This is a genomic window from Calothrix sp. CBUCES-K 9914 (assembly GCF_059640475.1).
In genome coordinates, this window is the sequence record NZ_JBXXZH010000136.1 from 1 (window position 1) to 25,066 (window position 25,066).

The 25,066-nt window shown below is 40.8% G+C and carries 20 protein-coding genes; 12 read left to right on the forward strand and 8 right to left on the reverse strand.

The genetic code is table 11. The features are described from left to right. The first annotated feature begins 239 nt into the window (after positions 1 to 239). From hflX to gshB, 4 genes are all read left to right on the forward strand, one after another. Positions 240 to 1,982, forward strand: a complete 1,743-nt coding sequence (gene hflX, locus AC2JBO_RS26360) for a GTPase HflX (protein ID WP_496956610.1) — start codon at positions 240 to 242, stop codon at positions 1,980 to 1,982. A 295-nt stretch (positions 1,983 to 2,277) separates the two neighbouring features. Continuing rightward, complete coding sequence (locus tag AC2JBO_RS26365) at positions 2,278 to 3,042, forward strand: cistern family PEP-CTERM protein (RefSeq protein ID WP_496956594.1); 765 nt, start codon at positions 2,278 to 2,280, stop codon at positions 3,040 to 3,042. A 273-nt stretch (positions 3,043 to 3,315) separates the two neighbouring features. Then, positions 3,316 to 3,582, forward strand: coding sequence for a glutaredoxin 3 (gene grxC, locus AC2JBO_RS26370; protein WP_496956595.1), 267 nt, complete (start codon positions 3,316 to 3,318; stop codon positions 3,580 to 3,582). A 246-nt stretch (positions 3,583 to 3,828) separates the two neighbouring features. Further along, on the forward strand, positions 3,829 to 4,797 hold the full coding sequence (gshB, locus tag AC2JBO_RS26375; RefSeq protein ID WP_496956596.1) for a glutathione synthase: 969 nt from the start codon (positions 3,829 to 3,831) through the stop codon (positions 4,795 to 4,797). A 395-nt stretch (positions 4,798 to 5,192) separates the two neighbouring features. Here gshB and ftsZ read toward each other — a convergent pair whose 3' ends face one another. From ftsZ to AC2JBO_RS26390, 3 genes are all read right to left on the reverse strand, one after another. Continuing rightward, on the reverse strand, positions 5,193 to 6,509 hold the full coding sequence (gene ftsZ, locus AC2JBO_RS26380) for a cell division protein FtsZ (protein WP_496956597.1): 1,317 nt from the start codon (positions 6,507 to 6,509) through the stop codon (positions 5,193 to 5,195). Positions 6,510 to 6,563: 54 nt separating this feature from the next. Continuing rightward, entirely contained in the window at positions 6,564 to 6,716 is a 153-nt protein-coding gene (locus tag AC2JBO_RS26385; protein ID WP_496956598.1) for a hypothetical protein, read from the reverse strand. Positions 6,717 to 7,851: 1,135 nt separating this feature from the next. After that, positions 7,852 to 8,685 carry a cell division protein FtsQ/DivIB gene (locus tag AC2JBO_RS26390; protein WP_496956599.1) on the reverse strand — a complete coding sequence of 278 codons (834 nt, stop codon included), beginning with the start codon at positions 8,683 to 8,685 and terminating at the stop codon, positions 7,852 to 7,854. Positions 8,686 to 9,340: 655 nt separating this feature from the next. On the opposite strand from AC2JBO_RS26390, the gene AC2JBO_RS26395 reads away from it, so the two are divergent. Both AC2JBO_RS26395 and AC2JBO_RS26400 read left to right on the forward strand, forming a co-directional pair. Further along, positions 9,341 to 10,702 (forward strand): P-loop NTPase fold protein, encoded by a 1,362-nt coding sequence (locus AC2JBO_RS26395; RefSeq protein ID WP_496956600.1) that lies wholly within the window; start codon positions 9,341 to 9,343, stop codon positions 10,700 to 10,702. 295 nt (positions 10,703 to 10,997) lie between these two features. Then, positions 10,998 to 15,959, forward strand: a complete 4,962-nt coding sequence (locus tag AC2JBO_RS26400; protein WP_496956601.1) for a WD40 domain-containing protein — start codon at positions 10,998 to 11,000, stop codon at positions 15,957 to 15,959. Between the two features lie 57 nt (positions 15,960 to 16,016). On the opposite strand, the gene AC2JBO_RS26405 is transcribed toward AC2JBO_RS26400, so the two are convergent. Then, positions 16,017 to 16,328 carry a hypothetical protein gene (locus AC2JBO_RS26405; protein ID WP_496956602.1) on the reverse strand — a complete coding sequence of 104 codons (312 nt, stop codon included), beginning with the start codon at positions 16,326 to 16,328 and terminating at the stop codon, positions 16,017 to 16,019. A gap of 461 nt (positions 16,329 to 16,789) precedes the next feature. On the opposite strand from AC2JBO_RS26405, the gene AC2JBO_RS26410 reads away from it, so the two are divergent. The 6 genes from AC2JBO_RS26410 to psaI all read left to right on the forward strand — a co-directional run bounded on the left by AC2JBO_RS26410 (position 16,790) and on the right by psaI (position 23,814). After that, positions 16,790 to 17,623 carry a photosystem II manganese-stabilizing polypeptide gene (locus tag AC2JBO_RS26410; protein ID WP_496956603.1) on the forward strand — a complete coding sequence of 278 codons (834 nt, stop codon included), beginning with the start codon at positions 16,790 to 16,792 and terminating at the stop codon, positions 17,621 to 17,623. A gap of 695 nt (positions 17,624 to 18,318) precedes the next feature. Beyond that, positions 18,319 to 19,098 carry an RNA polymerase sigma factor SigF gene (locus AC2JBO_RS26415; RefSeq protein ID WP_496956604.1) on the forward strand — a complete coding sequence of 260 codons (780 nt, stop codon included), beginning with the start codon at positions 18,319 to 18,321 and terminating at the stop codon, positions 19,096 to 19,098. A gap of 216 nt (positions 19,099 to 19,314) precedes the next feature. Further along, positions 19,315 to 20,265 (forward strand): hypothetical protein, encoded by a 951-nt coding sequence (locus tag AC2JBO_RS26420; protein ID WP_496956605.1) that lies wholly within the window; start codon positions 19,315 to 19,317, stop codon positions 20,263 to 20,265. Positions 20,266 to 20,309: 44 nt separating this feature from the next. Continuing rightward, on the forward strand, positions 20,310 to 20,567 hold the full coding sequence (locus AC2JBO_RS26425; RefSeq protein WP_496956606.1) for a hypothetical protein: 258 nt from the start codon (positions 20,310 to 20,312) through the stop codon (positions 20,565 to 20,567). Positions 20,568 to 20,837: 270 nt separating this feature from the next. Further along, positions 20,838 to 23,594, forward strand: coding sequence for a hypothetical protein (locus AC2JBO_RS26430; protein ID WP_496956607.1), 2,757 nt, complete (start codon positions 20,838 to 20,840; stop codon positions 23,592 to 23,594). A 103-nt stretch (positions 23,595 to 23,697) separates the two neighbouring features. Continuing rightward, complete coding sequence (psaI, locus tag AC2JBO_RS26435; protein ID WP_496956608.1) at positions 23,698 to 23,814, forward strand: photosystem I reaction center subunit VIII; 117 nt, start codon at positions 23,698 to 23,700, stop codon at positions 23,812 to 23,814. Positions 23,815 to 23,935: 121 nt separating this feature from the next. On the opposite strand, the gene AC2JBO_RS26440 is transcribed toward psaI, so the two are convergent. The 4 genes from AC2JBO_RS26440 to psbE form a co-directional block, all read right to left on the reverse strand. Continuing rightward, positions 23,936 to 24,055, reverse strand: coding sequence for a photosystem II reaction center protein J (locus AC2JBO_RS26440; RefSeq protein ID WP_083872310.1), 120 nt, complete (start codon positions 24,053 to 24,055; stop codon positions 23,936 to 23,938). Between the two features lie 178 nt (positions 24,056 to 24,233). After that, on the reverse strand, positions 24,234 to 24,353 hold the full coding sequence (gene psbL, locus AC2JBO_RS26445; protein ID WP_172644234.1) for a photosystem II reaction center protein PsbL: 120 nt from the start codon (positions 24,351 to 24,353) through the stop codon (positions 24,234 to 24,236). 22 nt (positions 24,354 to 24,375) lie between these two features. Next, complete coding sequence (psbF, locus tag AC2JBO_RS26450; protein WP_073623188.1) at positions 24,376 to 24,513, reverse strand: cytochrome b559 subunit beta; 138 nt, start codon at positions 24,511 to 24,513, stop codon at positions 24,376 to 24,378. Positions 24,514 to 24,522: 9 nt separating this feature from the next. Then, on the reverse strand, positions 24,523 to 24,771 hold the full coding sequence (gene psbE, locus AC2JBO_RS26455) for a cytochrome b559 subunit alpha (RefSeq protein WP_496956609.1): 249 nt from the start codon (positions 24,769 to 24,771) through the stop codon (positions 24,523 to 24,525). Positions 24,772 to 25,066 lie beyond the last annotated feature (295 nt).

Below are 25,066 nucleotides of genomic sequence, written 5' to 3' on the forward strand. Positions count from 1 at the left end.
CTTGATTATAAAGGATAATTATCGATTTTAATTAAAATTTAGCACGCGCTTTGTACGGAAGAAGCATCGTTGTTAGGCTCTAGTTTTAAAGCTTCTTTACAGGCGTCTCTACATAGGGTGCCCAAAATAGAAATCTATATGACCATGCATCTACCAAAAGTAAGAGTCTGACAACAAAATGGATGTTGTAAAATAGACATGGAAGCATTCGAGGACCAGTGAACTGGTATAAAACGCCTATCGAGACTATCTTTGGTAATCTCCAAGGTTTAAAAAGCAGCCAGCTAAAACAACTGCAGCGGCTGTACCACCAGCGCTTACCGGGCGACACCGTTACGACGCCCGAATTTTCCCAGCGTTTGGCTGCAATTAGTACTGAGATCAATTTACCTGTATGTGCCTATGTCAACCGTCGAGGACAAGTTATCCGGGTTGGTGTAGGCACTCCGCGTCAAACGCAGATCCCGCCTTTAGAGTTGCCCCGTTACGGTGCAGAACGACTTAGCGGTATTCGTTGTATTGCTACGCACTTAAAGCCAGAACCACCATCGGAAGGAGCTTTAACTGCTATGGCTATGCAACGTCTTGATGCCTTGGTCGTACTCAATATTACTGGAACTGGATTTACCAAACGTGGCGGTGGTGCGACGGGATATGTTAAAGAAGCTTATTTGGCACATCTCACTGCCCAAGATGCGCGCGTTTTAATTAACAGTGGCGCCTCATTAAATGAGAAAGACAAACTTCCAGCACCAAGTTGGAATGTCTCGCCAGCAATGAGTTTAGATGTTCTATCAAACCAAGACTTTCTGGAATTGGTAGAAGGACTCGAAGAAGAATTTCGACGAGAGTATGTTGCCACTGATGTTGACAGCGACCATGACCGCGTTGTAATTGTTGGTGTTATGACCGACAATGTTGGCGCGCAACAATTTAAAGATATTGTCGAAGAATTAGGGCGGTTGGTTGATACCGCAGGCGGCGAAGTTTTGCAAACTATGTGGCAAAAACGCAGCCGTACCCATCCCCAAACTGTTGTCGGGGAAGGTAAAGTTCAAGAAATTGCCTTAACAGCACAAACTTTAGGAGCAAACTTAGTTGTTTTCGACCGTGACCTTACACCGTCGCAGGTTCGCAACTTAGAAGTTCAAATCGGTGTTCGTGTCGTTGACCGTACCGAAGTAATATTAGATATTTTTGCACAACGCGCTCAATCAAGGGCTGGTAAATTACAAGTTGAGTTGGCGCAGTTAGAGTACATGTTGCCTCGCCTAACAGGTCGAGGTGAAGCGATGTCTCGACTGGGGGGTGGTATTGGTACACGAGGTCCTGGTGAAACTAAATTAGAAACCGAACGCCGTGCCATTAGTCGCCGTATCTCCCGTTTGCAACAAGAAGTCAACCAACTACAAGCACATCGAGAACGGTTGCGTCAACGGCGCCAACACCAAGAAGTTCCCTCTGTGGCTTTGGTTGGATATACAAACGCTGGTAAGTCTACTTTATTAAATACGCTTACAAACGCTGAAGTATACACTGCTGACCAATTGTTCGCAACGCTTGACCCAACTACACGTCGTTTGGTAGTTCCCGATGCGTTAGACTCCCTACCCCAGGAAATTCTGGTGACAGATACTGTAGGATTTATTCACGAACTACCAGAAGCATTAATGGATGCCTTTCGCGCGACTTTAGAAGAAGTGACCGAAGCAGATGCTTTGATACACTTAGTTGATTTATCGCATCCTGCATGGTTGAGTCACATTCGCGCGGTGCGGGATATTTTATCTGTAATGCCTGTTACTCCTGGGCCAGCGTTAGTAGTGTTTAACAAAATAGATGAAGTTAGCAGCGATACCCTTGAAATAGCGCGCGAAGAATTTCCAATGGCTGTATTTATTTCTGCCACCCATCGTTTGGGGCTAGAAACTTTACGTCAGCGCTTGGGGCAACTAATTCATTTTGCAGCACACGAGCGGTAATTACTTAAACTCAAACTACATAGAAATATCGTCATAGGGGCACAACAATATTATGCCCCTTCCCTATTTGTCTGAAAATAAGTGTATTTACTTGTATTTGATTTTTATATTGAGAATAGATATCTTTATTTCCTGTAATAAAATTTTAATCTTGGTGGTGTTTATACTGTTAATATATTTTTTTTTAAGCTTTAATTGAAGTATCAATGAATATATAGCAAATTAATAGACGATATGTAATTAGATTGTTTATGGTGTAAAAGTCACATTAAAAATTTGAATTAATAATATATCAATGTTTTTCAAACAACCTATCACTGTTGTCTCCGCAATAATGACGGTAGCAGTTGGTTCAATTGCTTTTGCTCCCTCTGCTTCAGCTTTTACCTTTTCCAGTACTGAAGACAGAGTTACTATTAATGCCAACGACGTAAATCAAGTGTTTGATGTTTACTTTGATGGGAATGTTGCTACACAAAATGTTACAGGGCTTTCATCACTAGCAACTTTTAAGTTTTTAGGTTTTACCACAGTTGGTACAGGCACCAGTGCTAAAACCGAGGCAAAATTTGATATCAAATTATTCAATACATCTAGCAGTGGCATTACCTCTAGAACTTCTGCTTTAGGTTTTAATACCAGTCCTGGCTTAGTTGGAGCTGGAAGCACTAACGGTTCTGGAAACACACGAGTGCTAAGTGGAGGACTTTTTTCCAACGACAGTACCGGCTCATTCCCCAACAGCTTTGGTAACATTGGCGTATGCTTTACAGATGGTAATACCTGCCAGGGAGGAGGTAATGGCGGAGTAACTACTGGTAATAGCGGTAAGTTCACTGCGATTTTAGCTTTTAACGGTATTATCAACAGCTTTGATTTAAACAACTTTGGTGTTCGCTATCAAAGCATTAGCGGTACTAATTTAGGTAATAGCGGTACAGGTAAAGGCAAGGCAAGAAGAAAAGTTTCTGAACCTGCAACTGTTGCAGCTATGGGTTTTATAGCTATAAGTGCTTTCGGACTAAGAAAGAAAAATAACAAGCTTGTCTCTCAAACTTAAATATTTGTCGGGTAAACTACCCACACATAGCGTAGAATGGCACTGATTTAACAATTGTAGGTTGGGTGAAGGCTTTGCGGAACCCAACATAAATAATCGCGTTTCTGTTGGGTTCCGTTCCTCCACCCAACCTACAATCAGATTTTTTAGAAGCATGTTGTTGCTTTTAACCTTATTTGAATAATAATACATGATAACTATGTTCTCGCTTCTTTAGAGCGCTTATAAGCAACTGCCTTTAAAATGAAGAAATGTTACTGAAGTAAAGGCGCCATGACTGCTAAAGTTGAAATATATACGTGGAAAACCTGTCCGTTTTGCATTCGCGCGAAAGCTCTGTTAAGAGACAAAGGGGTTGATTTTACCGAGTACGCTATTGATGGAGACGAGGTAGCACGGGGTAAAATGGCACAACGCGCGAACGGTAGACGCTCGTTACCACAAATTTTTATTGATGACCTCCACGTTGGTGGTTGCGACGATATCCACGCACTCGATGCAAAAGGAAAGTTAGATGAATTATTGGAAATTAGGAGTTAGGAGAGACGCGATTAATCGCGTCTGTACAATATTTAGGAGTTAGGAATAATCACTCAGCACTCTACACTCAGCACTCAGCACTCAGCACTCAGCACTCTACACTCAGCACTCAGCACTCAGCACTCAGCACTCTACACTCTACACTCAGCACTCAGCACTCAGCACTTTACACTCAATAAGGTACTCTTCGGAGGATAATCTAGAGGAGTGTAATCTTAGATATTTCCGGCGCCAGAGGCAAAACGAGTGAAATTAGCTTTTATTATTGACCCTATCCACCTGCTTGACCCTTGTCACGATACGAGTGTGGCTTTGATGGAAGCTGCCTGTGTGTTGGGACATGAAGTTTGGATAACTCAAGCAAGTCAACTTAGCGTAGTTGATAGCAAAGCAGTGGCTCTTCTTGAACGGGTGGAGATTACACCCATTGAGTTAGTTGAGGGACGCTGGGAAGCAAAAACTCCTTGGTATAAACTAGGGGAACGCTTAAACTGCTGTCTCGATACAATGGATGCCGTATTTATGCGGACAGACCCACCTGTCGATGTACCGTATTTATACGCAACATATATTCTTGATTATATTGACCAAGCTAAAACTTTAGTAGTCAATAGTCCAAATGGAATACGGGCTGCTAATGAAAAAATGTATGCTTTACAGTTTACTCAAGCTATCCCCGAAACGATTGTTAGCGCTGATAAATCTATAATTCGTAAATTTGTTGAAGCTAAAGGCACCGCTATTCTAAAACCTCTCGGTAACAAAGCAGGAGAAGGTATCTTATTCATGCAGGCAGGTGATCGCAATTTCAACTCGATTGTTGAACTCAGCACGTTTAGCGGTCGTGTGCCTGTAATGGTGCAAACATACTTACCGGAAGCTAAAGACGGAGATAAGCGTATAATACTCCTTAATGGTGAACCGATAGGCGCCTTAAACCGTCTTTCTGCTGCTGGAGAGTTTCGCAACAATATGGCTACAGGTGGAACTGTTGCAAAAACCGAAATCACACAGCGTGAACTTGATATCTGCCAGCAATTAGCTGCTACTTTACGCCAAGACGGTTTAATATTTGTTGGAATTGATGTTATCGGTGGTTATCTAACTGAGGTAAATGTCACGAGTCCAACAGGTATACGCGAAATTGACCGATTCGAGGGTACTCGTCTCGGTCAACAGGTCATTAACTGGTTGCAAGAAGCTATTGCAAGTTGAGGCCAGAAAATTGTTTTATTTGGTAGATATCAAACTTACCTGTATTAATTAACTTTGTCCAAAAGAACAATTGTTTGTATAAAAATGAATAATTGTTCTGATCTCTAATTTATTGCAATTTCACCTCGTTGCGACAGCAATATCCGGAACTGATACTCAGCCCGGTTAAGTATAAATCTTTGCTAGTAAGCTAGGTTGAACTGATGTCAGTCAAAATTAGGTTTAAGGCTTCATACACTCTTATCTTTAAAACATTTTTAAAAATACATGGGCATAAATCGCTTTTACCTAACTGATTGGATGTGGGAACACAGTGGATTTGTACTACAATAGTTTGTGGGTCATCAAATCACACTCAATAATCAAACTAGATAATCAAACTAGTTGATATTAGTTTATTGGTTCTTATTGCGCTTGCGTAAGAAGTCGGGAATGTCCAATCCGGGTTTTTCTTTGGGTTCAGGTGGTTGCTGTTGCTGTTGTTGTTGTGATGGTGGTGGATTAAAAGGTGGTTGCTGCATTGGCATCGGGCGTTTTGGTGGTGGGGAACCCATATTTCCCCCACGCGGGCTAACGCTGGCGCCTTGTGCTGACGTAGTTTGAACTTCGCCAGTAAAACCCGTGGCAATTACAGTTAATCGCACTTCTCCTTGGAGTCGGTCGTCAATAACCGCACCAAAAATAATGTTGGCGTTAGGGTCTACAACTTCGTAAATAGTTTCGGCAGCTGCATTGACTTCGTGCAGTGTTAAGTCACTACCACCAGTAATGTTAAATACGACACCTCGCGCTCCTTCAATCGAGGATTCTAATAGTGGGGAAGAAATTGCGGCAATTGCTGCTTCGCGTGCGCGCGATTTGCCGGAGCCGATTCCAATGCCCATTAGCGCCGAACCAGCATCTGCCATTACTGCGCGTACATCGGCGAAGTCCACGTTAATCAAACCGGGAATTGTTATGATATCCGAGATACCTTGTACACCTTGCCGCAGTACATCATCAGCGTAGCGAAATGCTTCTTGCATTGGAGTTTGTTCGGGGATCACTTCCAATAATTTGTTGTTGGGAATTATGATCAGCGTATCAACTCGACTTTTGAGTCCTTCGATACCTTGCTCGGCTTGGCTAATGCGACGGCGCCCTTCAAATATAAACGGACGTGTTACAACACCCACCGTCAAGGCGCCCATTTCTTTCGCCACTTCCGCAACAATCGGAGCAGCACCTGTTCCCGTACCGCCTCCCATCCCAGCAGTTATAAATACTAGGTCGGCGCCCTCTAAAGCCATCGCAATTTCATCGCGCGACTCTTCTGCGGCTTTCTGACCAATTGCAGGATTCCCACCCGCACCCAAACCGCGTGTTAATTTCTGCCCAATTTGCAAACGACTGGGAGCAGATGTAAGTGTTAACGCTTGAGCATCGGTATTAATAGACCAAAACTCCACTCCAGAAACATCAGAAGCAATCATGCGGTTAACAGCATTACTGCCACCACCACCAACTCCAATTACTTTAATGTTGGCAACCCTGCCTGGAACAATATCACCAATACGAGTATCCTCAACAGGAATTTTCTTGCTGTCATTGGAGTTAAAATTCAACCCTGAATGGCTAAAAGGGTTATTCGAGTTCCCCGTAAGAGTTAAAGATGGCTGTCCAGGAGATTGAGAGTTTTTATAGGTAAGCCCTTGGCTATTATCAAGTGTCATTGGATTTGCGTGCATGTAGATAAACGGCTTTGATCAGTGTTGTTCACCTATGAGTCAACTATAGTGTGAGGTAAGCATCATAGATAGGCATTGTTTTCTCTTGTCATAACTTCCTTGACTCCAAAATTCGACTCGCGCTTGAAAAAAAATTTTATTCATCGCTTCGGCAGTCGGAGCAAAAAATGACATTTCTCTACCTGGTGGCATGAATAACCCCTATTTACGGGTTTTCCTCACTTTAATAAAGCGCCCTACAGGTAATTCTAAAGAAGTATACCTAGTATTTACTTGAAATTGTTATGTATAACTTCAACTGGGCGTTAGTCATTTGTATTGATATGTTCGCTGTTTAGCTCCGTATTGTTTTGGTATTGTTATTAACATGTACACTAGAATAATTAATTTGCGATTTGTCATTAATTTTACATCTGCAACCGTTTTTTTTATCACTTCGTCATTAACTAAGAGTATGGATGTAACTTTTATTAAAAGATTTTCTTGTAAAAAGCCTGTCAACAGCAATTATTTTAAACCTCCTAATTACTTTTTTAAGCGTCAGCCGGATGGCGCGTAAATGTAGAAACGCTTTCTTACATGCACATGAGGAGCAAAAAATAATGCATTGCTGATTCCAAAATTGTACGTATGTATATGTCAATGCAAGTTTCATATATTACGCATGAACGTTTGTGTATATGATTACGCTTGCAACTCTACAGACGATCCCCAATTTTGTAAGGCTCTATTCAAATTACAGCAACATACTTTTCTTTCTTTTACGACAAAACTGCCTTATTTTAACTCCCCGCCACGTTTGTTTAACCTGATTGATACACCATTACCCCCGGAGCAGAATGCAAGTAAGACAACTCCATACGCAAAGTTTAATGAGCGAAATATCACACAGTACCCTCCCTGAACTCTTGATAAAACAATACAAAACTTAACAATAGCCTCTACCTTTTTAAACTTTGAAGGTTTAAGGGTAGCAGTACCATCACCGCTCATAAGCTGATTTAGACGCGATTAAAACCAATAAGTAGAACACCGTAACCTTTGGAAATGCCCTTAAACAGTACCTCCACAAAAGACACTATCATCAAACTGCCGTTCCATCTATACTGGTAGTCAACCAAGTATGTATGTCGAACAGAGAGACAGTTTTCGTGGAACAAGTAAAGGTTTTATATTGGTTCTCCTATTTTAGTGAAAACCGCAATTTTAACAACCCACAAAGTTGAGCGTAGAATAATTGTCCCAAGTAAATTAATTAACGGAAAGTCTTGCTTGTTACCATAAGAGTTTGATGCTGCGCGCGTCACACCAATTTTTAATCCTAATTTTATGGCTTAGAACGTGGCTTTGTTGATTCTATTGTACTATTAAAAACTTGTATTGTAGGAGAATCAGGATTTTTAAGGTCAATATATCGTATTTTGGTAGTATTTATTTTTTTAGATAAATGTCGCATTTGCACTAGTACTTTCATTTGGTCAGTTAATTGAGGTCTTGGGGCGCCTAGATGAACTCGACCAATTTCAGTATTTAAAATCACGTTAGTTACATCCTGACAATCAATTTCGGTAATTTTAACTGAACTAGTACTTACGACTTGGTAAATCTGGCTCCAAAACTGACGGTATTTTTCAGGAGAGCCAATTACTTTGAGGTTGGGCAATGCAGCATTAATGGTCTTCGAGTTATAAGTTTCAACGCTAATCAATACACCCGTTGCATCTAGTAAACCTAATGTAGTTTTACTACCGTCGGCCTCGCTTTTTTGAGCAACGGCAACAGGAACTCGCTCGATAACTTCGACGATTAAAGAAGGTGGGAATAACCTACGAACAACTTTTGCATGTGCAATCAAGGGTTGCTGTTGTAGTTTCAAAGCTATGCGCGATGGCTCAATTTTCCATACAGATTGTGGATAAGACAGAGGTAGTAGCGATTGGACTTTATCAGAAGATAGTAATTGGTTTCCTGAGATTTCAACGTCTTCTCTAGTTTTGATTAACCACGTTGGTTGAACAGTTAGCCATAACAAGCCACTGAAAAGAGAAGCAACAGCAGCAGACTGCCAGACTGTTTGAATAATTTTCTTGCGTCGCTGACGAATGAGTTTTTTTCGTCTAGCTTCTAAATCTGTGCGAGACACTGATGCTGTATCAGCCATTCAAACCCCTTCCACACATGAGCGAATCTAAAAGATTGGCAATTGTACGGGTAATACTAACCCTAAATGCCGTTGTGCATCAAAAAATCAAGCTTCTACGAACGCATGGGCATCATTCGCCGCAGCGTAGAGTACCCATACTATGTGGTATATTCACCCAAAAAATGCTAAGAGTAAACGCGCGCTTCTATACAAAGCTACTCTTATACAAGTGTGCAGCGTTCATTCTGCCCCATGTGTAGTTTTTTGACTGTGGGGTGTAACCCATCATCATCAAAACTAGCTACATAGATGCTATTGACAAAAATTATATTATATGGAATTAAACTATTTATGATTTCAACTGCAAAATAATTGTGTAAAAAATATACTTTTAGTTATTTGACAAAATTATTTTCAGATGCATAGAAGCTGTATAGTAAGATTTTTGAGTTTGCACGTTGCCAAAAGTAGAGTGGCAAGTGTAAAAAAGACAGAATATACTTACTATCCATATAGGATAGTAAGTATATTGTTTAATTTTTCACAGTACAGCTACAATCTAGCTTTGCGTTAACACTCCTACGTGTGCATCTGTGAAATTGTAAGCTACAATACTTAGAAATCTAGTTATAAGTGTAATTACGGTATAAAAAACAGCCAAAAGAGCATCTACATGAGAACAACAATAAACTTATCGCGTTTCTTTAAAGCCTGTAATCCAAGCAAAACATTGGTTATGGGAGATGCCATCGATAGAAGTTACTACATAGACTTTTCGGATGTGCGTGGTTGTAAGATAGTGGAAGAATTACAGCGCACTATCGTCCGTATTTCTCCTGATGACCCAACTTGCCAGCTATTTACAGGTCATATTGGCTGCGGAAAATCAACAGAGTTGCAGCGTTTGAAAGCTGAACTAGAAATGTCAGGATTTCATGTGGTTTACTTTGAGTCTAGCCAGGACTTAGATATGGCGGATATCGATATCAGCGATATTTTGCTTAGTATTGCCCGTCAGGTCGGCGCCAGTTTAGATGCAGCAGGAATTAGAACAAAACCAGGATACTTCAGCAACCTGTTCAAAGAGATCGGTGAATTCTTGCAAACTCCAATTGAAATTTCTGGAGAAGCAGAACTGTCACTTGGTATAGCAAAAATTAGTGCCAAAACAAAAGACAGTCCGCAGATGCGGAGTCAGTTGCGGCAGTACCTCGAACCTCGTACAAATAGCATATTGCAAGCAATCAACGACGAATTGCTAGACCGAGCAAACGAACAACTCAAACTACGAGGTCAAAACGGGCTGGTTGTAATTGTCGATAACTTAGACCGAGTTGACATGCGACCAATGCCATCAGGACGTTCGCAACCCGAATACTTATTCATTGACCGAGGTGAGCAATTACGGCGCCTCAAATGCCATGTTGTTTATACAATCCCATTAGCGTTGATTTTCTCAAACGAATACGAAACGCTCAAAAATCGTCTTGGTGGTGGTGTCGCACCGAAAGTACTGCCGATGGTGCTGGTTAGACAGCGTTCAGGTGACGACTATGAACCTGGAATGTCACTACTACGTCAACTTGTACTCGCGCGAGCATTTCCTGAAGTTGCTTGGAACGCTCGCCCTGGCTTAGTTTTAGAATTATTCGATGCTCCCGAAAGTCTTGATCGGCTGTGTCGAGTTAGTGGAGGTCATATCCGTAATCTCCTGGGGTTACTTTATAGCTGTTTACAACGCCAAGACCCTCCTTTTTCGCTTGATTGTTTAGAATCTGTCATCAAAGATTATCGTGACGATTTACTACTAGCGATTAATGAAGAAGAATGGGAATTACTCTACGAAGTAGTTAACCAGCAGAGTCTCAAAGGCGAATCTGAGTACCAACGACTATTACGTAGTATGTTTGTATTTGAATATCGCGACGCAACTGGACGTTGGTTTGGTATCAGTCCAGCACTCGCCGAAACCGAAAAAGTACAAGCATGGCAAAGACAATGTAGGGTGCGTGACGCTATATCAGTCATCAAATGAAACTAATAAACTAGTAGCGTCACGCACCTGACTGACTCTGTACGGAGGTAGAATGCGTAGCATTTCATATTAACAAAGCTTCCGTGCGTGACGCTACTAGTTCATTGGTTTTATTTCAGATTTGTTATGGCGTCACACACCCTACGTATTTATACAGTATTCATAACGAGCGGAGGAGAAGGCGTTCTAAAGTCTCCGTAATTCCACAGTATACATCCCGACGCTTACAATGCCAAAATCTAGTTTCGGTGGTTTGGTAAAGATAGTTCTGTTCTTTTTAGCCCGGTTTTGAGTTATGACAGAGTGGCAGTTCACAGCTGCAATTGCAAACGCAAATCATCGTTCTCTACAACGCCTGATTCGAGCAATTGCACTTTCCAAGGGTCAATTTGCCCTAATATTAGTGCGGTGCAACTACGGGCAATTACGCACATCAGTTTTGGAGAACCTCCGCACGTTGACTAAAGATATTTACTTACGTGAGCTTGAACTGTCTCCCTCCACTAATGCGAATCTACATAACACGATTATTTCAGACTTATATTTAGATATTCCAGCTGTAGCTGGTGACGCATTACCTGAAGCTTTAATGGTATTTGGGCTTGAGTCAGTTATCGCTGTTGATGATTTACTTACGGGACTAAATCAAGCGCGCGATATTTACGCTGATACGTTTCCTTTTCCCGTAGTACTATGGCTATTCGACGAAGTTGCTACACAGTTATCTCGACTGGCGCCTGATTTTAAAAGTTGGGCAGCAACTACGATTAAATTTGAGATGACCCATGATGATTTAATCGCTTTAATCCGTAGAAATACAGAATCATTGTTTAATCATCTTCTCAGTAGCAATACTGATTTTGATAGCTTTGATAGAGACAAATGCCAAGTTTTATCCTGCAATAGTTCAAAAGAAATTGAAAGCGCACGTGAAGACTTACTGCGTTTATACAAGATTCAACTTGAACCAGAATTAAACCGCTGTTTGGAATTTGTTCTTGGATACAATGATTATATTAATGACCGAGTTGAAGAAGCGCTTTCTCACTACCAATGCAGTCTGACCCTTTGGGATGAACAGAAGCGCGCAGCTTCGGCCGAGCTTTATAAAGCTGTAGTTTTATTCCACCTTGGTTTGTGCTACTGCCGAATGGCAGATTTACGTCCCGCATTTAATCGTAACTATTGCCAAGAGGGACTAATTTGGTTTAAAAAATCTCTAGATTTGCTTGAGTCACTACAACGTTATGACTTGGTTGCTAAGTTCATCTCAAAGCCGATGAGTTTATTACTACGCATCGAAGCATGGGATGAATTAGAAGTAATGAGTTCTAAATCACTTAAGTTGTATACCTCGGAAGAACACAAGGCACTAGAAGCACAGTCATATGGTTTCTTATCTGTTGTCGCAGCTTCAAAAGGGAATTGGTTGGAGGCGTATGAATTAGCTAATACTGCTCGCTCAATAGCCGAAACTGCTCCCAACATCTCGCGTGCGCAAGAAAGCTGGTATTTGTTATTACTTGGACGCGCCCAACGCCACTTAGGAGAGTGGGAGGAAGCAATAAATAATCTGGAGTGGGCTAAGGTTGTTTGTGAAGTTCAGTATGAGCCATCTTTATATTTGGAGATAGTTGAGGAGTTAAGGTCGCTCTATTTTTTTGAACGTCATGACTATAGTGAGGCTTTTAATCTTAAACAAGAAAAGATTCAAATCGAGCATCAATACGGTTTTCGAGCTTTTATCGGCGCCAATGCACTACAACCGCAGCGTTATAAAGTCAATCAGTTGGCAATTACAAATCCAATGTCAAAGGTTGGTTATATACCTGACTTAGTTGCACAAGAAATTGCTGCTAGTGGAAGAGAAAAAGATATTAATCGCCTAATTGGACGTTTAGGACGTGCGGACTGTAAGTTAACTATTATTCATGGACCTAGTGGAGTTGGAAAGAGTTCGTTAATTAGAGCCGGTTTAGTACCAACTATTACAGAAAGAGCAATCGGTGACCGCATCGCAGTACCGATTGTTTTATCTATATATAGTGATTGGATTACAGTATTAGGTCGTAATATTAATCAGGCACTATCACAAACAGACTTATTAGTATTAATCAAATTTACTACATCCACTTTACTCGCCAAACTACGTGAGCTAGCTGACCGAAATTTTACCGTTGTCTTGATTTTTGACCAATTAGAAGAGTTTTTCTTTGCCGTTAAGGAACAAAGCCAAAGAATACATTTTTATAAATTTGTTAGTCAGTGTTTAAATGTTCCGTTCGTTAAAATTATTTTTTCGTTACGTGAAGATTATTTGCACTATTTATTAGAGTTTGAGCGGTTAGAAGATGAAAACAAGCGCTCTAGCTATGATTTGGGAGTCATTAATAAAAATATCCTCGATAAAGACATCCGCTACTACTTAGGCAATTTTTCAGTTCAGGATGCCATTGGCGTTATTGATATTTTGACTACTCGTTCACATTATGAATTGAGTAATGAGTTAGTTAATCAGTTAGTTGAAGATTTGACGACAGATATTGAGCAGATTCATCCCATTGAACTACAAATAGTCGGTGCCCAACTTCAAACCGAAAAGATAAAGACTCTCGAAGAATATAAAGAATCTGGTGGTTCATCTAAGTTAGTTGAACGTTGGTTAAGCGAAGTTATCAAAGACTGTGGTCGGGAAAACGAGCATCTAACTTGGAAATTACTGTTTGAGTTAACGGATGAGAAAGGAACACGACCACTCAGAACAAAAATGCAGCTTGCTGTTGCACTGGCTAAAAGTGCTGAAACGCTGTTTAATTTAGATTCTGACTGGGAGTTGATACTTGATATTTTGGTCGGTAGTGGTTTGGTTGTACGGATGCGCGAAGCAGAAAGCGACCGCTACCAGCTAGTTCATGATTATTTGGTTGAACCTATTCGTCAAAAAAATAACTATGGAATTATTGCTGAACTTGAAAAGGTCAGATTTGAGAAAACGCGCGCAGAAGTTGCTCAAAAACTTGGTCAAGAACAGCTGAATTTGGTGTTACAAAAAAGGCTACGTGAGGCAAGAATTGTTGGTGTCGCATTGCTTTGTATGACTGCCAGTATTGGTAGTTTATGGTGGCAAGCAGACCTTCAAAAACGCACGGCAGTTCGCGCTAGCATTCGAGCTACTCGTAGCGAAGAAAACTTACGTATCAGTGCAATTACTGCTGCCAGTGAAGCTTTATTTGCTTCCTCTAGGGAGTTTGACGCTTTAATTGAAAGCTTACGAGCGTGGCAAAGACTCAAACAATCTTCGGCAGATCAAGACGATACAAAAGCGCGCGTAATAACCGCATTACAGCAAGCGGTGTACGGAGTTAAAGAAGTAAACCGTCTTGAGGGACATGCAGATGTTGTTTGGGGTGTTGCTTACAGTCCAGATGGGAAATTGATTGCATCGGGTAGCACTGACAAAATGGTAAAAATTTGGCGCCCAGATGGGACCCTACTTCAAACTCTCAGTGGGCATGAGTACGCAGTAACGAGTCTTGCCTTCAGTCCCGATGGCACAATGCTTGCTTCTGCGAGCTTGGATAAGACTATGAAGCTTTGGAAGATTGACAAAACAGGTCATTTTGAATTGGCGCCTTTCCATACGTCTGGACACTCATCCCGTGTTTATAGCGTTAACTTTAGCCCTGATGGAGAACTCATAGCAACTGGAAGTGCAGATCATACAATCAAAATTTGGCGCCGTTCAGGTGAGTTAGTAAGAATTCTACGTGGACATACAGGAGAAATTAACTGGGTTACTTTTAGCCCTGATGGTCAATTTATAGCTTCTGCGAGTCAAGACAAAACAATAAAAATTTGGAATAGAGACGGAAGTCTAGTCACGACAAAGAAAACGAGTTCTCTTGGTGTAACATCCGTAGTGTTTAGCCCAGATGGTCAGTATCTAGCTACTGGAGGACGAGACAGCGCCATACAGCTTTGGCGTAAGGCGCCGTCCAAAAACAGTACAAGTAGCTTTGATTATCAGATATTTACAACACTGCGTAATCATAAGAAGACAATTTGGAATCTTAACTTCAGTCCAGATAGTAAATACCTAGCATCTGCTGGAGACGACAATGCTATTAACCTATGGTCGCTTGATGGTAATTTAGTCGAAACATTTACAGGACATAACGACGCAGTTTCTAGCATTGCTTTTAGCCCAGATGGGAAGACACTCGCTAGTGCAAGTTGGGATAAAAGCGTTAAATTATGGAGTCTTGTTCCTACGAAACTGCCAGTTTTATCTGGGCACTCTGAAATCGTCACAAGCGTCGCTTGGAGTCCAAATGGCAGCATGTTAGCATCTGCAAGCCGAGATCGCAGTATTAAACTGTGGCAGTACTATAAGAATAATGGTGTTTTTACTACACGCCTTCAAAAAACCTTGGTTGGACATTCTGACTTAGTTCAAAGCGTGAGTTTTGACCCAACTGGAAATTTTATCGCGACTGCAAGCCATGACAAAACAGTTAAACTGTGGAATGTTAATGGTTCCGACGTTAAGACCTTAGCTGGACATCTTGATAAAGTTAGAAGTGTAGCTTGGAGTCCTAATGGTGATTTGATAGCATCGGCAAGTCAAGATAAAACAGTTAAACTTTGGAATCGAGATGGTCGAGTGATAAAAACTTTATCTGGGCATACTGGTTGGGTTAATAATGTTGCTTGGAGTTCCGACGGTCAAATTCTTGCTTCTGCTAGCGATGACAAAACGGTTAAACTTTGGAGCAAAGATGGCGCCTTATTAAAAACTCTTACCTCCCATGACAGTTGGGTTTTAGGTACTAGTTTCAGCCCCACCGATAAAATAATTGCATCTGCTGGTTGGGATAATACGGTTAGGTTATGGAGTTGGGACGGTAAATTGCTGAAAACCTTGCTTAGAGGTTATAGCGATAGTGTCAATGCTGTAAACTTTAGTCCTAACGGTAATATTTTAGCTGCGGCAGGTTGGGATAGTAAGGTAAAACTGTGGAGCCGCGAAGGCAAATTAATTAAAACTTTCAACGGACATAATGGGGCAGTACTAAGCGTTGCTTGGAGTCCTGACGGTCAAACGCTCGCATCTGCAAGCGAAGACAAAACAATTATCCTATGGAATTTAGACTTAAATAATTTGCTAAAACGTGGGTGTACCTGGGTTGGAGATTATCTCAAGCATAACCGTAACGTCGATGAACGCGACCGCAGTCTTTGTGATCAAATCAATTAAATTTTAGATTTTGGATTTTGGATTAAATCTAAAATCTAAAATCCCAAATCTAAAATCTTATGATTTATTTTTTTCCTCCTCTTCCAGAAACTTCAGAAAAGCTTGTATCCTCATACGCTCGATATAAGGCCAACCTCCTTCTGATTCAATTTCCCGTAATAGTGCGTACAGCGCTTGACGATTTTGTGGTAAGTTTGCCTGAAAAACACCGTCGCGGATTTCTCGGTGTAAAGATTCTAATTGGCGTAGTAACGCCAAAAGCTGGATGGGGTCTCCTTGACAAACTGTTACAGCGTCTTGTACCACAACATTTATTGCTTGAAGTTTGTAGGATAGCATTACTGATTCAAAATTATCGCTATTACTCATATCGTTATCACTTTAACCGAGTTCTAGCTTGTTGCCACAGAAAAATCCATCAAGGAGGGCGCCTTTCACAGGCGGCGCCACAATTCAATATGAGAGAATATCGACAAACTATAAAGATTTGTAAAGAACTTAATCATAGTAATCCATTAGCTGATATGGCGCAGAATCAATGTGTAGAAGACTTTCAAGTGCAGCCATTATTTTGTAAAATCCTTAACAAATGAGAATTTAATATTTTCTCTTTGAGCCTGTAGTATCCGGTGTCTTTTTGTGAAGAATTTCACGCTCACTGAGCGGATGAGATTCTAGCAAATCTGGTGCTTTGAGCAAAATCCTGCTGTACAAAAAAGCTGTATTATATCAGTAGTATAGTCATTTGCTCGGTATTATTCAGTATTAGCTGGTCAGTAGCACAGCAACATACTGCAAGTCTAGATTAATTTTTGAGATTGAGGTTGACCATGAGGTATCGTGCTTTAATAGTCACATTCTTAGCATTGTGCTTAGGATTTATAACAGCTTGTAGTGATGGACCTGCCGAAGCTAGTTCAGGTACTCTTACCTACGAACAGATTCGAGGAACTGGTTTGGCAAACAAATGCCCTCAACTAGGTGAAACCAGTCGAGGTTCTATTCCCATAGACTCTGGTAAATCTTACACGTTCAAAGAACTTTGCTTGGAACCAACTAATTACTTTGTCAAAGAAGAACCAACTAATAAACGTTCAAAACCTGAATTTATCCAAGGTAAAGTGCTGACTCGTAAGACTTCATCACTCGACCAAATTCAAGGTGACTTAAAGGTTAATTCCGACGGTAGTCTCACCTTTGAGGAAAAAGACGGCTTTGACTTCCAAGCAACTACAGTTAAATTACCTGGTGGAGAGAGCATTCCGTTCCTTTTCACTGTTAAAGGTTTGGTTGCTAAAACACAACCTAATTTAACCAGTATCAATACCTCCACCGACTTCGAGGGTTCGTTCCGCGTTCCTTCCTACCGTGGCGCCACCTTCCTTGATCCCAAAGGTCGTGGTGTTGCTAGTGGTTATGATAATGCTGTTGCACTACCCGCACGTTCGGATGCTGAAGAACTGACTCGCGAAAACGTTAAGCGCGCGCAAGTTCTCGAAGGAGAAATTTTCCTATCGATAGCAAAAATTAACAGTGCTAGCGGTGAAGTTGCAGGAACCTTTGAGAGCAACCAGCCCTCCGATACTGATTTAGGTTCAGGCGACCCCAAAGATGTTAAGATTCGCGGCATATTCTATGGTCGCATTGAGCCTAAAGATGCTTAACTTATGAAGTTTGTTTGTAGTAAGGACTTCAGTCCTTCATTTAAAGACTAAATTCCTTAGTACGGATTCATCAAAATTTTACCTCCCCAACTTTAAGAAGTTGGGGATTCTTTTTTACCGAGTGGATTCAGTTACGGTTATATCAAAGTTATTGTGATTTGAACTATCGCGCGACCAAAATTTTGAATCATAGCTTGACCAACACGACGTAATAAGCATAACCGCTTAATTGAGACATTTGCCCCTTTTTAAAGCACTCTTCGTGCTTACTGCGATTTTATAAGCATAAATACTTAATTTATTTTTAAAGAAAGAATATTTTTTTGGTTAAATAAATTTGAAGCTGGTATCGACGAATTCTTACAAAGTCAGTATTTCTCTTGATAAAGAATTTTTAATAGGCGAATCATTTTTTGATTAATATCGGTTTACATACAGACGAGCTTTCCATAAATCCGTAGAGCAAATTAAGTACTATCTCGGTTCCTGTTTCAGTAACAAATTTTATATCTTGGCGCTATGTAGTTCTTCAATCTACAGGTGTCGAACTCTACTGAAAAAAAAAACATAACCAAAAATATACGACAGGTCGTTGACCTTAATGTGCCTAGGTTGCTTAATTGGAGCGATTTTAGCAGATTTTGTGCTTCTGACTTCTTGATGTTGTTTGATAAACGAGTAATGAACGCGGTGTCATGCCTACCATAACAACCTTAAATTCCAACGAACTTAAACAAGAAGTTTGGCAGTTGTTACGCTCCTATCAGCGAGACAAAAGCGCTGATACTCGTAATCAATTAGTGAAACTTAACTTTGGGCTGGTGAGAAGAGAAACTCACTACTGGATTAATCAATGCCACGAGAGCTACGAGGATTTGCTACAAGTCGGTTGTTTGGGATTGATTCGCGCGATTGAAAGGTTTGAAATATCCAAAGGTCACGCTTTTAGCTCATTCGCAATTCCTTATATTCGTGGTGAAATCCAGCACTATTTACGCGACAAGGGTGTTACTGTCAGAATCCCCCGCCGTTGGCTAGCTATTCAGCAGCAAGCGATTGGGGTTTCACGTTCATTACGCGAGAAATATAATCGCCAACCAACGGATGCCGAATTAGCCGCAGCGTTGGACATATCAACTGACGAATGGCAAGAAATCAAACTTGCTTGGGCTAACCGGGCGCCTTTAAGTTTAGATGTGCCAGTACAAGATGGTGAAGAAGGTGCCGCCAGTTTAGGCGAACTAGTTCCTGATAGCAACTACCGCAGTTTTCAACTCGCACAAGAAGACCAAATTCGTCTACAACAGGCATTACTTCAATTAGAAGAACGCACTCGTGAAGTTTTAGAATTTGTGTTTCTACACGATTTGACTCAGAAACAAGTTGCCGAACGTATGGGAATTAGTGTTGTTACAGTTTCTCGGCGAGTAAAGAAAGGGCTTGATATGATGAAAAGCCTAATGGGTGTAGAGTAAAGTGCGTGCGTAAATACTAGGTAAATCCTTCTCTAGCTCCTCAATAATTACGTATTAATACTGATATTTACGTGACGTTTAGGACTACTGAAATAGAAAAACTTAGGTTATAACGGAATAAGATTTCACCTTTATTAATAGAAATATTTATAAAAATATTTAAAGACTTAAAGGTTGATTTCAGTAAAATCTTTTTTCCAATGGCTTTTGACACTAATGGGCAGACATTCAACAATTGCAGTTACAGCCATTGCGATTTTAACAATCGCAGGGTGTTCATCGGATGGAGGTGAGCAAGCTGGGACTCCCGCTCCTACTCCTACTGTCACTACTGCCGCGACTGGGGCACCTTCAGGAGTGGCGCCAGTCGCTGTGGTGCCAACTTCTACTCCAGCAGCTCAACCGTTCAGTAACCCAGTAGTTCCTGGTAAAACCCAGGTAGTACCAGTAACTAATGTTGCAACGCCCAATCTGATTCAACCGACAAATTCGCTCGAAAGGTCTGTAGTGATTGCAAAAGGTCGTCCCGACCCATTCGCACAAATTGTGACTCCTTCAGCCCCAATTGTGCCGACAACAGGGGTTCCATCAACTGTTACCGTAAGAAGAGTTGTACCGCAGTTACCAGCATTACCATCGCGAGTCTCGACAGTTGCTGAGGCGAACTTAAGACGGCGAAGTGCAGTGATTTCTGTCAGAACGCAGCAACGGCACCCAACTTTTGTACCAATTACGAAAAGAACAATTGCAAGGCTACCAACACCACCACGAATTGGTAGCGGTTTTACTCCTGTCTTACCAAGAGTAATGCCACAGGTGGTTCCAAATCCTTCGATCGTATCAGTACTTCCACCGACACCACAGCCTGAACTCGCACGAGCAGTTGCAGTTACAGGTGTTGTTGTTGTTGGTAGTGAACCTCAAGCTATTATCAAAGTTCCGACTGAGCCAACTAGTCGCTATGTAACTGCAGGTGATAGACTTGCGAGCGGACTATTGGTAAAACGAATTGAAATGAACGAAGGTTCAGAACCAGTAGTAATTTTTGAGCAATTTGGCATCGAAGTTGCGAGAATGGTAGGAGAAGGAGCAGCAGCACCAACAACAACAGCATCTGCTGATAGCGCACCTCCACCACCAAGCAGTGTTCCAACTGGAGCTTCGTAATTATAAAATAAAGCCAAATCAAGCTAAATCAAGCGCAACGTGACATGCAGCCTAACAATATAACGTGTGAAAAAGTCGAATTTGCTGGACTACCTTTAGCGGTGTATCGTGAAATAGCAGCTCACCTGCGTCAAGTTGAAGGTATTGAAGTTGATATAATCAGTCAAACCTCGCAGCAATTTGACTATAACCAAAGCCAAGTTGAGTGTTTGAAGCTTAGTTTTGCTTCTAATTTACCTCTTGACAACCGTAAACAGGTTGAGCAAATTTTGGCTTATTATCAAAATTGTTACAGTCCATAAAGTAGCTCAAATAACAGTCAAACTGAAATTGTAAGTTTCAGTCGTTGGGTTGAGAAGCATCTCTGCCCGATTTTTCATTATTGGCGCCGTTAGTTAGAATCGTTTCAAGTACTGTAATTTGGCATACAATTGGCGCTGCGAGTTGCGAAAAAAATGATGTTTCAATAAAAACAACAGAATATGTGATGCAATTACGAATAGAGCAAGGTAAACTGACTAGCAAGGAAATGCAATTATTACTCTTGGCTTTAAGTTTTAACATCACAAACGATGGAACAGTGGCAATTTCTTATACAAAAGCAAGGTGAGCGCGCTTGGCAGCCTCTGGAATCTCTCTATGCTGAAATCGTTGAAGGTCGATATCGAATAGTCGCTAGTTCCCTCCGTGCAAACACTGAGGTAGAAGTGCGAGTGATTCATCAGTCACCCTCAGAAATTCCACCCAGGCGCCGAATACACAAGCGTTTACGACGCACTAACTCAGAAGGGTTAACAGCGGTAATTCCTTTTACCTACTTTACCCCTGGAGTTTGGGAAGTGCGTTGTTCTGGTGACTTAATGTCAGATATACTCGGTACTTCATGGCAGTATAATCTCCGCTTACAAGTACTACCACTAGTTGCTGCAACCGAAATTACTCCTGCAAAAAATGATGGCAGTAGTCAGGAAGTCTCTATGCTTCCAATTCCTGCTCCTCCTCCTAACTTCGCAGAACTGGCGGGTGACTCGGAGTTGCAGTTAGATGATATTACATTAAGCGAATTAACAGAACAAACAATTATCGAAGTTGAAATTACAAGTTCAATTATTGATCAAGCATCAGAAGAAACCGACGAAGCACAATTTGAAGCAGTTAATCAAGTTACTGCTGAGGAAACTACTGAGGCTGACCACGAAGAAACTATAGTTAGTGATAATACTGTTGTCAATCCATCAAGTATAAATTATACATTTGATGAAAATCTTGGTACTGAAGATACACATACAATTATTGATGAGCCAATTAGTTTAAGTACTAACAGTCTTGCCTTACAAGTTCGCCCAAGCCTTGTAGAAGCAATTGTTGATCAGCCTGTTAATCCAGTCTGGATTAAAGGTGATAATGCTGAACAAATATTGCAAAACTTGATTGAACTGGCGTTACCAGGTGCCGAGCCATTATTAGAAGAAGAAACAGTTTCACCGCAGTTAGAACAACCACTGCTATTACTGTTAATTCTTGATGAGCAAAGTTATGTGACGCAATGGGGACGTGCTTGTACTATACGTGGACGAGTCAAATTACGAGATATACCACCAGATAAGGGCGCCAGGTATAAAGATGATACATCCGAATTTGAAAGCGTTGGCAGTGGCGAATTACGAGTTCAGTTATGCTCCCCTCTTGGATTAGAAGTTTTGGTACAGAAACAGCAGTGTTTGGGAGAAAAACTATTACCGTTTGGTTTTGAATTCTCTATAGATATTCCAGCAAGCTGCGAATCTAAGTTAATTTTAGGGGATATTTATTTATACGGCGCCTTATCAAGTTTAGGAGAACCAATATTACTTGCGAATCAGTGTTTTACAATTACTGCCGATGTCGGTGAGTTACTAGCTGCTAGCGCAACAGCAAAACCCAGCGAACCTGACATGCTTGATGTTATACAACCACAGCTAACCCCTGAACCCGAAAAATCTATATCGCTGAATTTGGAACTTTTCAATTTAGCCAGAACAGCCAGAAAAACGCCTGCTCCGTTGGCATATCAGCCATCTCCCAAACGCGCTTTACCTTTACAGGTCGATGAAAGGAGGCAACTTAAACAAACACCTCAATTCTCTAATTTAGAAAGTTATACCACCGAGTTAACTTCTGTTATTTCAAATTCTACCAGTCTGCCATTTTTGAGAAGACGACAAGTCTTATTTGCTGAGGAAACAGCAAGTAACATTCTTATTGAATCTCAAAACCTCGAACTGGAAAATCACGAGTTAGATGACCTTGGGCTGGATGTTGAATCTAAGCAATATGACCATGTAAATACAGATAGCACTAATTTAAATTATATAGACGCAGACAATATTGAAATAGTGAAATCAACTGTAGACCATCAGATTGATAATCATACTCAGCCTAGTAATGAACCCGTGCGGAAAGTCACCTTACCAATTGACACTAGAATTAGGATCAATAATCAGCCTTATGTGTCCCCGTTAATTCAAAAGTGGATGCAAAGCCAAGGCTATTCTGTATCTGATAATACTAACGATAATTTGGAGTATTCAAATTACTATACCAACACGGCGCCTCAAAGCGTACCTATCATCAATATTGTAGATAGCAGTATTGTAAATAGCAGTCTAGATTCTAGTGTAATTGATAGTACGGAAAATAGTGCAAACGAAAATATTAGTGATGAAAGTAATGATAGCCAAGGCGCCGAAACTCTAAGCGTAACACCTGAATCAGAATTATCTGTTGATACAGCATCCGTTTCTTCAAGCAGTGCGACTGATATACAAATATTCTCTACTCACTCGTTAGCTGCTGAAATAGTTATTGATGATATTGATGAAAACATTAGTATTGGTGATTCGACATCAGACGAAGTTGCGACACCAGAAGAAACTGTAGCAACGATGTTATCTTCTTTACCATTTAGTCTTGAAGATATTGAAGTGATACCTGTTCCCCAGATAAATTTACCACCGCGCGAACTTGTTTCAGGTAGCACAATTCGAGTCAGAATCTTATTACAAGAGGTGCGTCCAAATACAGGTATAAAACTATGGGTTGAAGACTGTCAAACAAGATGGTTACTTGAAGGACCACACTTGTTAACAGATTTACTGCCAAATACATTTGCCTCTGGAATGGAGTGTGTAACCGAACTGAGTATTCCGTTTGGCTGCGTGGAAATACGGATAGAAGCAATATCGGTAGATTTAACCACGCAGTTAGAGAGCGACAAAGCAAGCGTCCGTCGTACAGTTGTTCCACCTGATTTACCGATTTTACAGTTTGATGAGTTATTAGGGATTTAGGATAAAAACAAGATGTTAAAAATCTTGAGATTTTGTCAAAAAGTGTTTGGAATTGCAGTAAGCTCTAAGGGAATCGTAGTTTAGTTTAAAAGGAATCTTTACTATGTCAGCATCATTTTTGCCTGCTATCTTAGTTCCCTTAACATGTTTTATCTTTCCTGCTGTGATTATAGTTTTCATGACGGTATACGCAGAAAACGATAATGTCATTAAGGAATAATTACACGTAGGAACGTTACATTTGTAGTAGAGGCGTTACATGTAACGTCTCTACATATATTACAATTCAAACCACCTACTTGTTGAGAGTAGGTGGTTTTATATAATCGGTTTTTATGACATTACATCGAAGAACCAAGTCCAGCGTAGGCGCCGTAAAAGAAAATGCCTACAACAGTAATTACTCCCAACCCTGCGACTGTAGCGACAATCCACAGAGGTATTCTCCCACTTCCAGACACAGCTTTCTCCTCCCTTCACAAAATAAAATAGTGTACAAGATTAATCACTGGTAAATGTATATACACCAATGACACAATTGAGTCAAACAACTTTGGATTTTGGATTTACGATTTTAGATTAAATAGAAGAAGCACAATCTCAAATCTCAAATCTAAAATCTAAAATTCCTCAAGTTACTTAGTTAAAGAAGTAACTAGAAAATAAAATTCCCAAAACGAAGACGAGCAGCAGTCCGAGATACAGTGAAGTTCGGTTTAGCTCAACGGGTTGATTGTTTGGATTTGGTGAACGATCCATAATATCCTTCTATCCTAAAGTTCTATCGTTGAATGAACTGCATTGATGCAATTGCGCCTAAAAAGAAGACGGTGGGTACAGCTAGAGTGTGAACTGCCAGCCAGCGAACCGTAAAAATTGGATACTGAATTGGTTGGTTTATGTTATTGCCGCTAGTCATAGTTCGATACTACTTGCCAATATATTTTTCTACTTGTTGTTTTGCTTCAAAACGGTTGTTTACAATCGGTACTTCTGGTCTTGTTTGAGTAAAGTACTCATTTGGACGGGGAGTACCAAAAACATCATACGCTAATCCAGTACTGACAAATAACCAACCTGCGATAAACAGGGCTGGAATGGTGATGCTATGGATTACCCAGTAGCGAACGCTGGTTATAATGTCCGAAAAAGGACGTTCTCCAGTAGTTCCTGACATTTTTTCTCCTATCTATGATTGAAACATTAAATGAAACGTCTAAAAGCTGCTAAAGCAGAGTTTTTCATCTGCACATGGCATATCTCGCCTGACTCTACTGAGTGGGCGTGCGGGTAAGTTTAGCTAACAAGGCGCCACTGATGTAGCGCTTGTCTTCTGTGTTTATTATCCTACAAAGTTAAGAAAGAGTTACAAGTTGCAACGTTTTTCTCAGAAAAAATTAACACTAATTAGTGCTGAGTGCTGAGTGCTGAGTGCTGAGTGCTGAGTGCTGAGTGCTGAGTGCTGAGTGCTG

What these genes read in the sequence shown, in the direction of transcription:
- AC2JBO_RS26365 (WP_496956594.1), top strand. Translation starts at nt 2,278, where the DNA reads ATGTTTTTCAAACAACCTATCACTGTTGTCTCCGCAATAATGACGGTA.
- grxC (WP_496956595.1), top strand. Translation starts at nt 3,316, where the DNA reads ATGACTGCTAAAGTTGAAATATATACGTGGAAAACCTGTCCGTTTTGC.
- ftsZ (WP_496956597.1), bottom strand. Translation starts at nt 6,509, where the DNA reads ATGACACTTGATAATAGCCAAGGGCTTACCTATAAAAACTCTCAATCT.
- AC2JBO_RS26385 (WP_496956598.1), bottom strand. Translation starts at nt 6,716, where the DNA reads ATGCCACCAGGTAGAGAAATGTCATTTTTTGCTCCGACTGCCGAAGCG.
- AC2JBO_RS26390 (WP_496956599.1), bottom strand. Translation starts at nt 8,685, where the DNA reads ATGGCTGATACAGCATCAGTGTCTCGCACAGATTTAGAAGCTAGACGA.
- AC2JBO_RS26395 (WP_496956600.1), top strand. Translation starts at nt 9,341, where the DNA reads ATGAGAACAACAATAAACTTATCGCGTTTCTTTAAAGCCTGTAATCCA.
- AC2JBO_RS26400 (WP_496956601.1), top strand. Translation starts at nt 10,998, where the DNA reads ATGACAGAGTGGCAGTTCACAGCTGCAATTGCAAACGCAAATCATCGT.
- AC2JBO_RS26405 (WP_496956602.1), bottom strand. Translation starts at nt 16,328, where the DNA reads ATGAGTAATAGCGATAATTTTGAATCAGTAATGCTATCCTACAAACTT.
- AC2JBO_RS26410 (WP_496956603.1), top strand. Translation starts at nt 16,790, where the DNA reads ATGAGGTATCGTGCTTTAATAGTCACATTCTTAGCATTGTGCTTAGGA.
- AC2JBO_RS26415 (WP_496956604.1), top strand. Translation starts at nt 18,319, where the DNA reads ATGCCTACCATAACAACCTTAAATTCCAACGAACTTAAACAAGAAGTT.
- AC2JBO_RS26420 (WP_496956605.1), top strand. Translation starts at nt 19,315, where the DNA reads ATGGGCAGACATTCAACAATTGCAGTTACAGCCATTGCGATTTTAACA.
- AC2JBO_RS26425 (WP_496956606.1), top strand. Translation starts at nt 20,310, where the DNA reads ATGCAGCCTAACAATATAACGTGTGAAAAAGTCGAATTTGCTGGACTA.
- AC2JBO_RS26430 (WP_496956607.1), top strand. Translation starts at nt 20,838, where the DNA reads ATGGAACAGTGGCAATTTCTTATACAAAAGCAAGGTGAGCGCGCTTGG.
- psaI (WP_496956608.1), top strand. Translation starts at nt 23,698, where the DNA reads ATGTCAGCATCATTTTTGCCTGCTATCTTAGTTCCCTTAACATGTTTT.
- psbL (WP_172644234.1), bottom strand. Translation starts at nt 24,353, where the DNA reads ATGGATCGTTCACCAAATCCAAACAATCAACCCGTTGAGCTAAACCGA.
- psbF (WP_073623188.1), bottom strand. Translation starts at nt 24,513, where the DNA reads ATGACTAGCGGCAATAACATAAACCAACCAATTCAGTATCCAATTTTT.
- psbE (WP_496956609.1), bottom strand. Translation starts at nt 24,771, where the DNA reads ATGTCAGGAACTACTGGAGAACGTCCTTTTTCGGACATTATAACCAGC.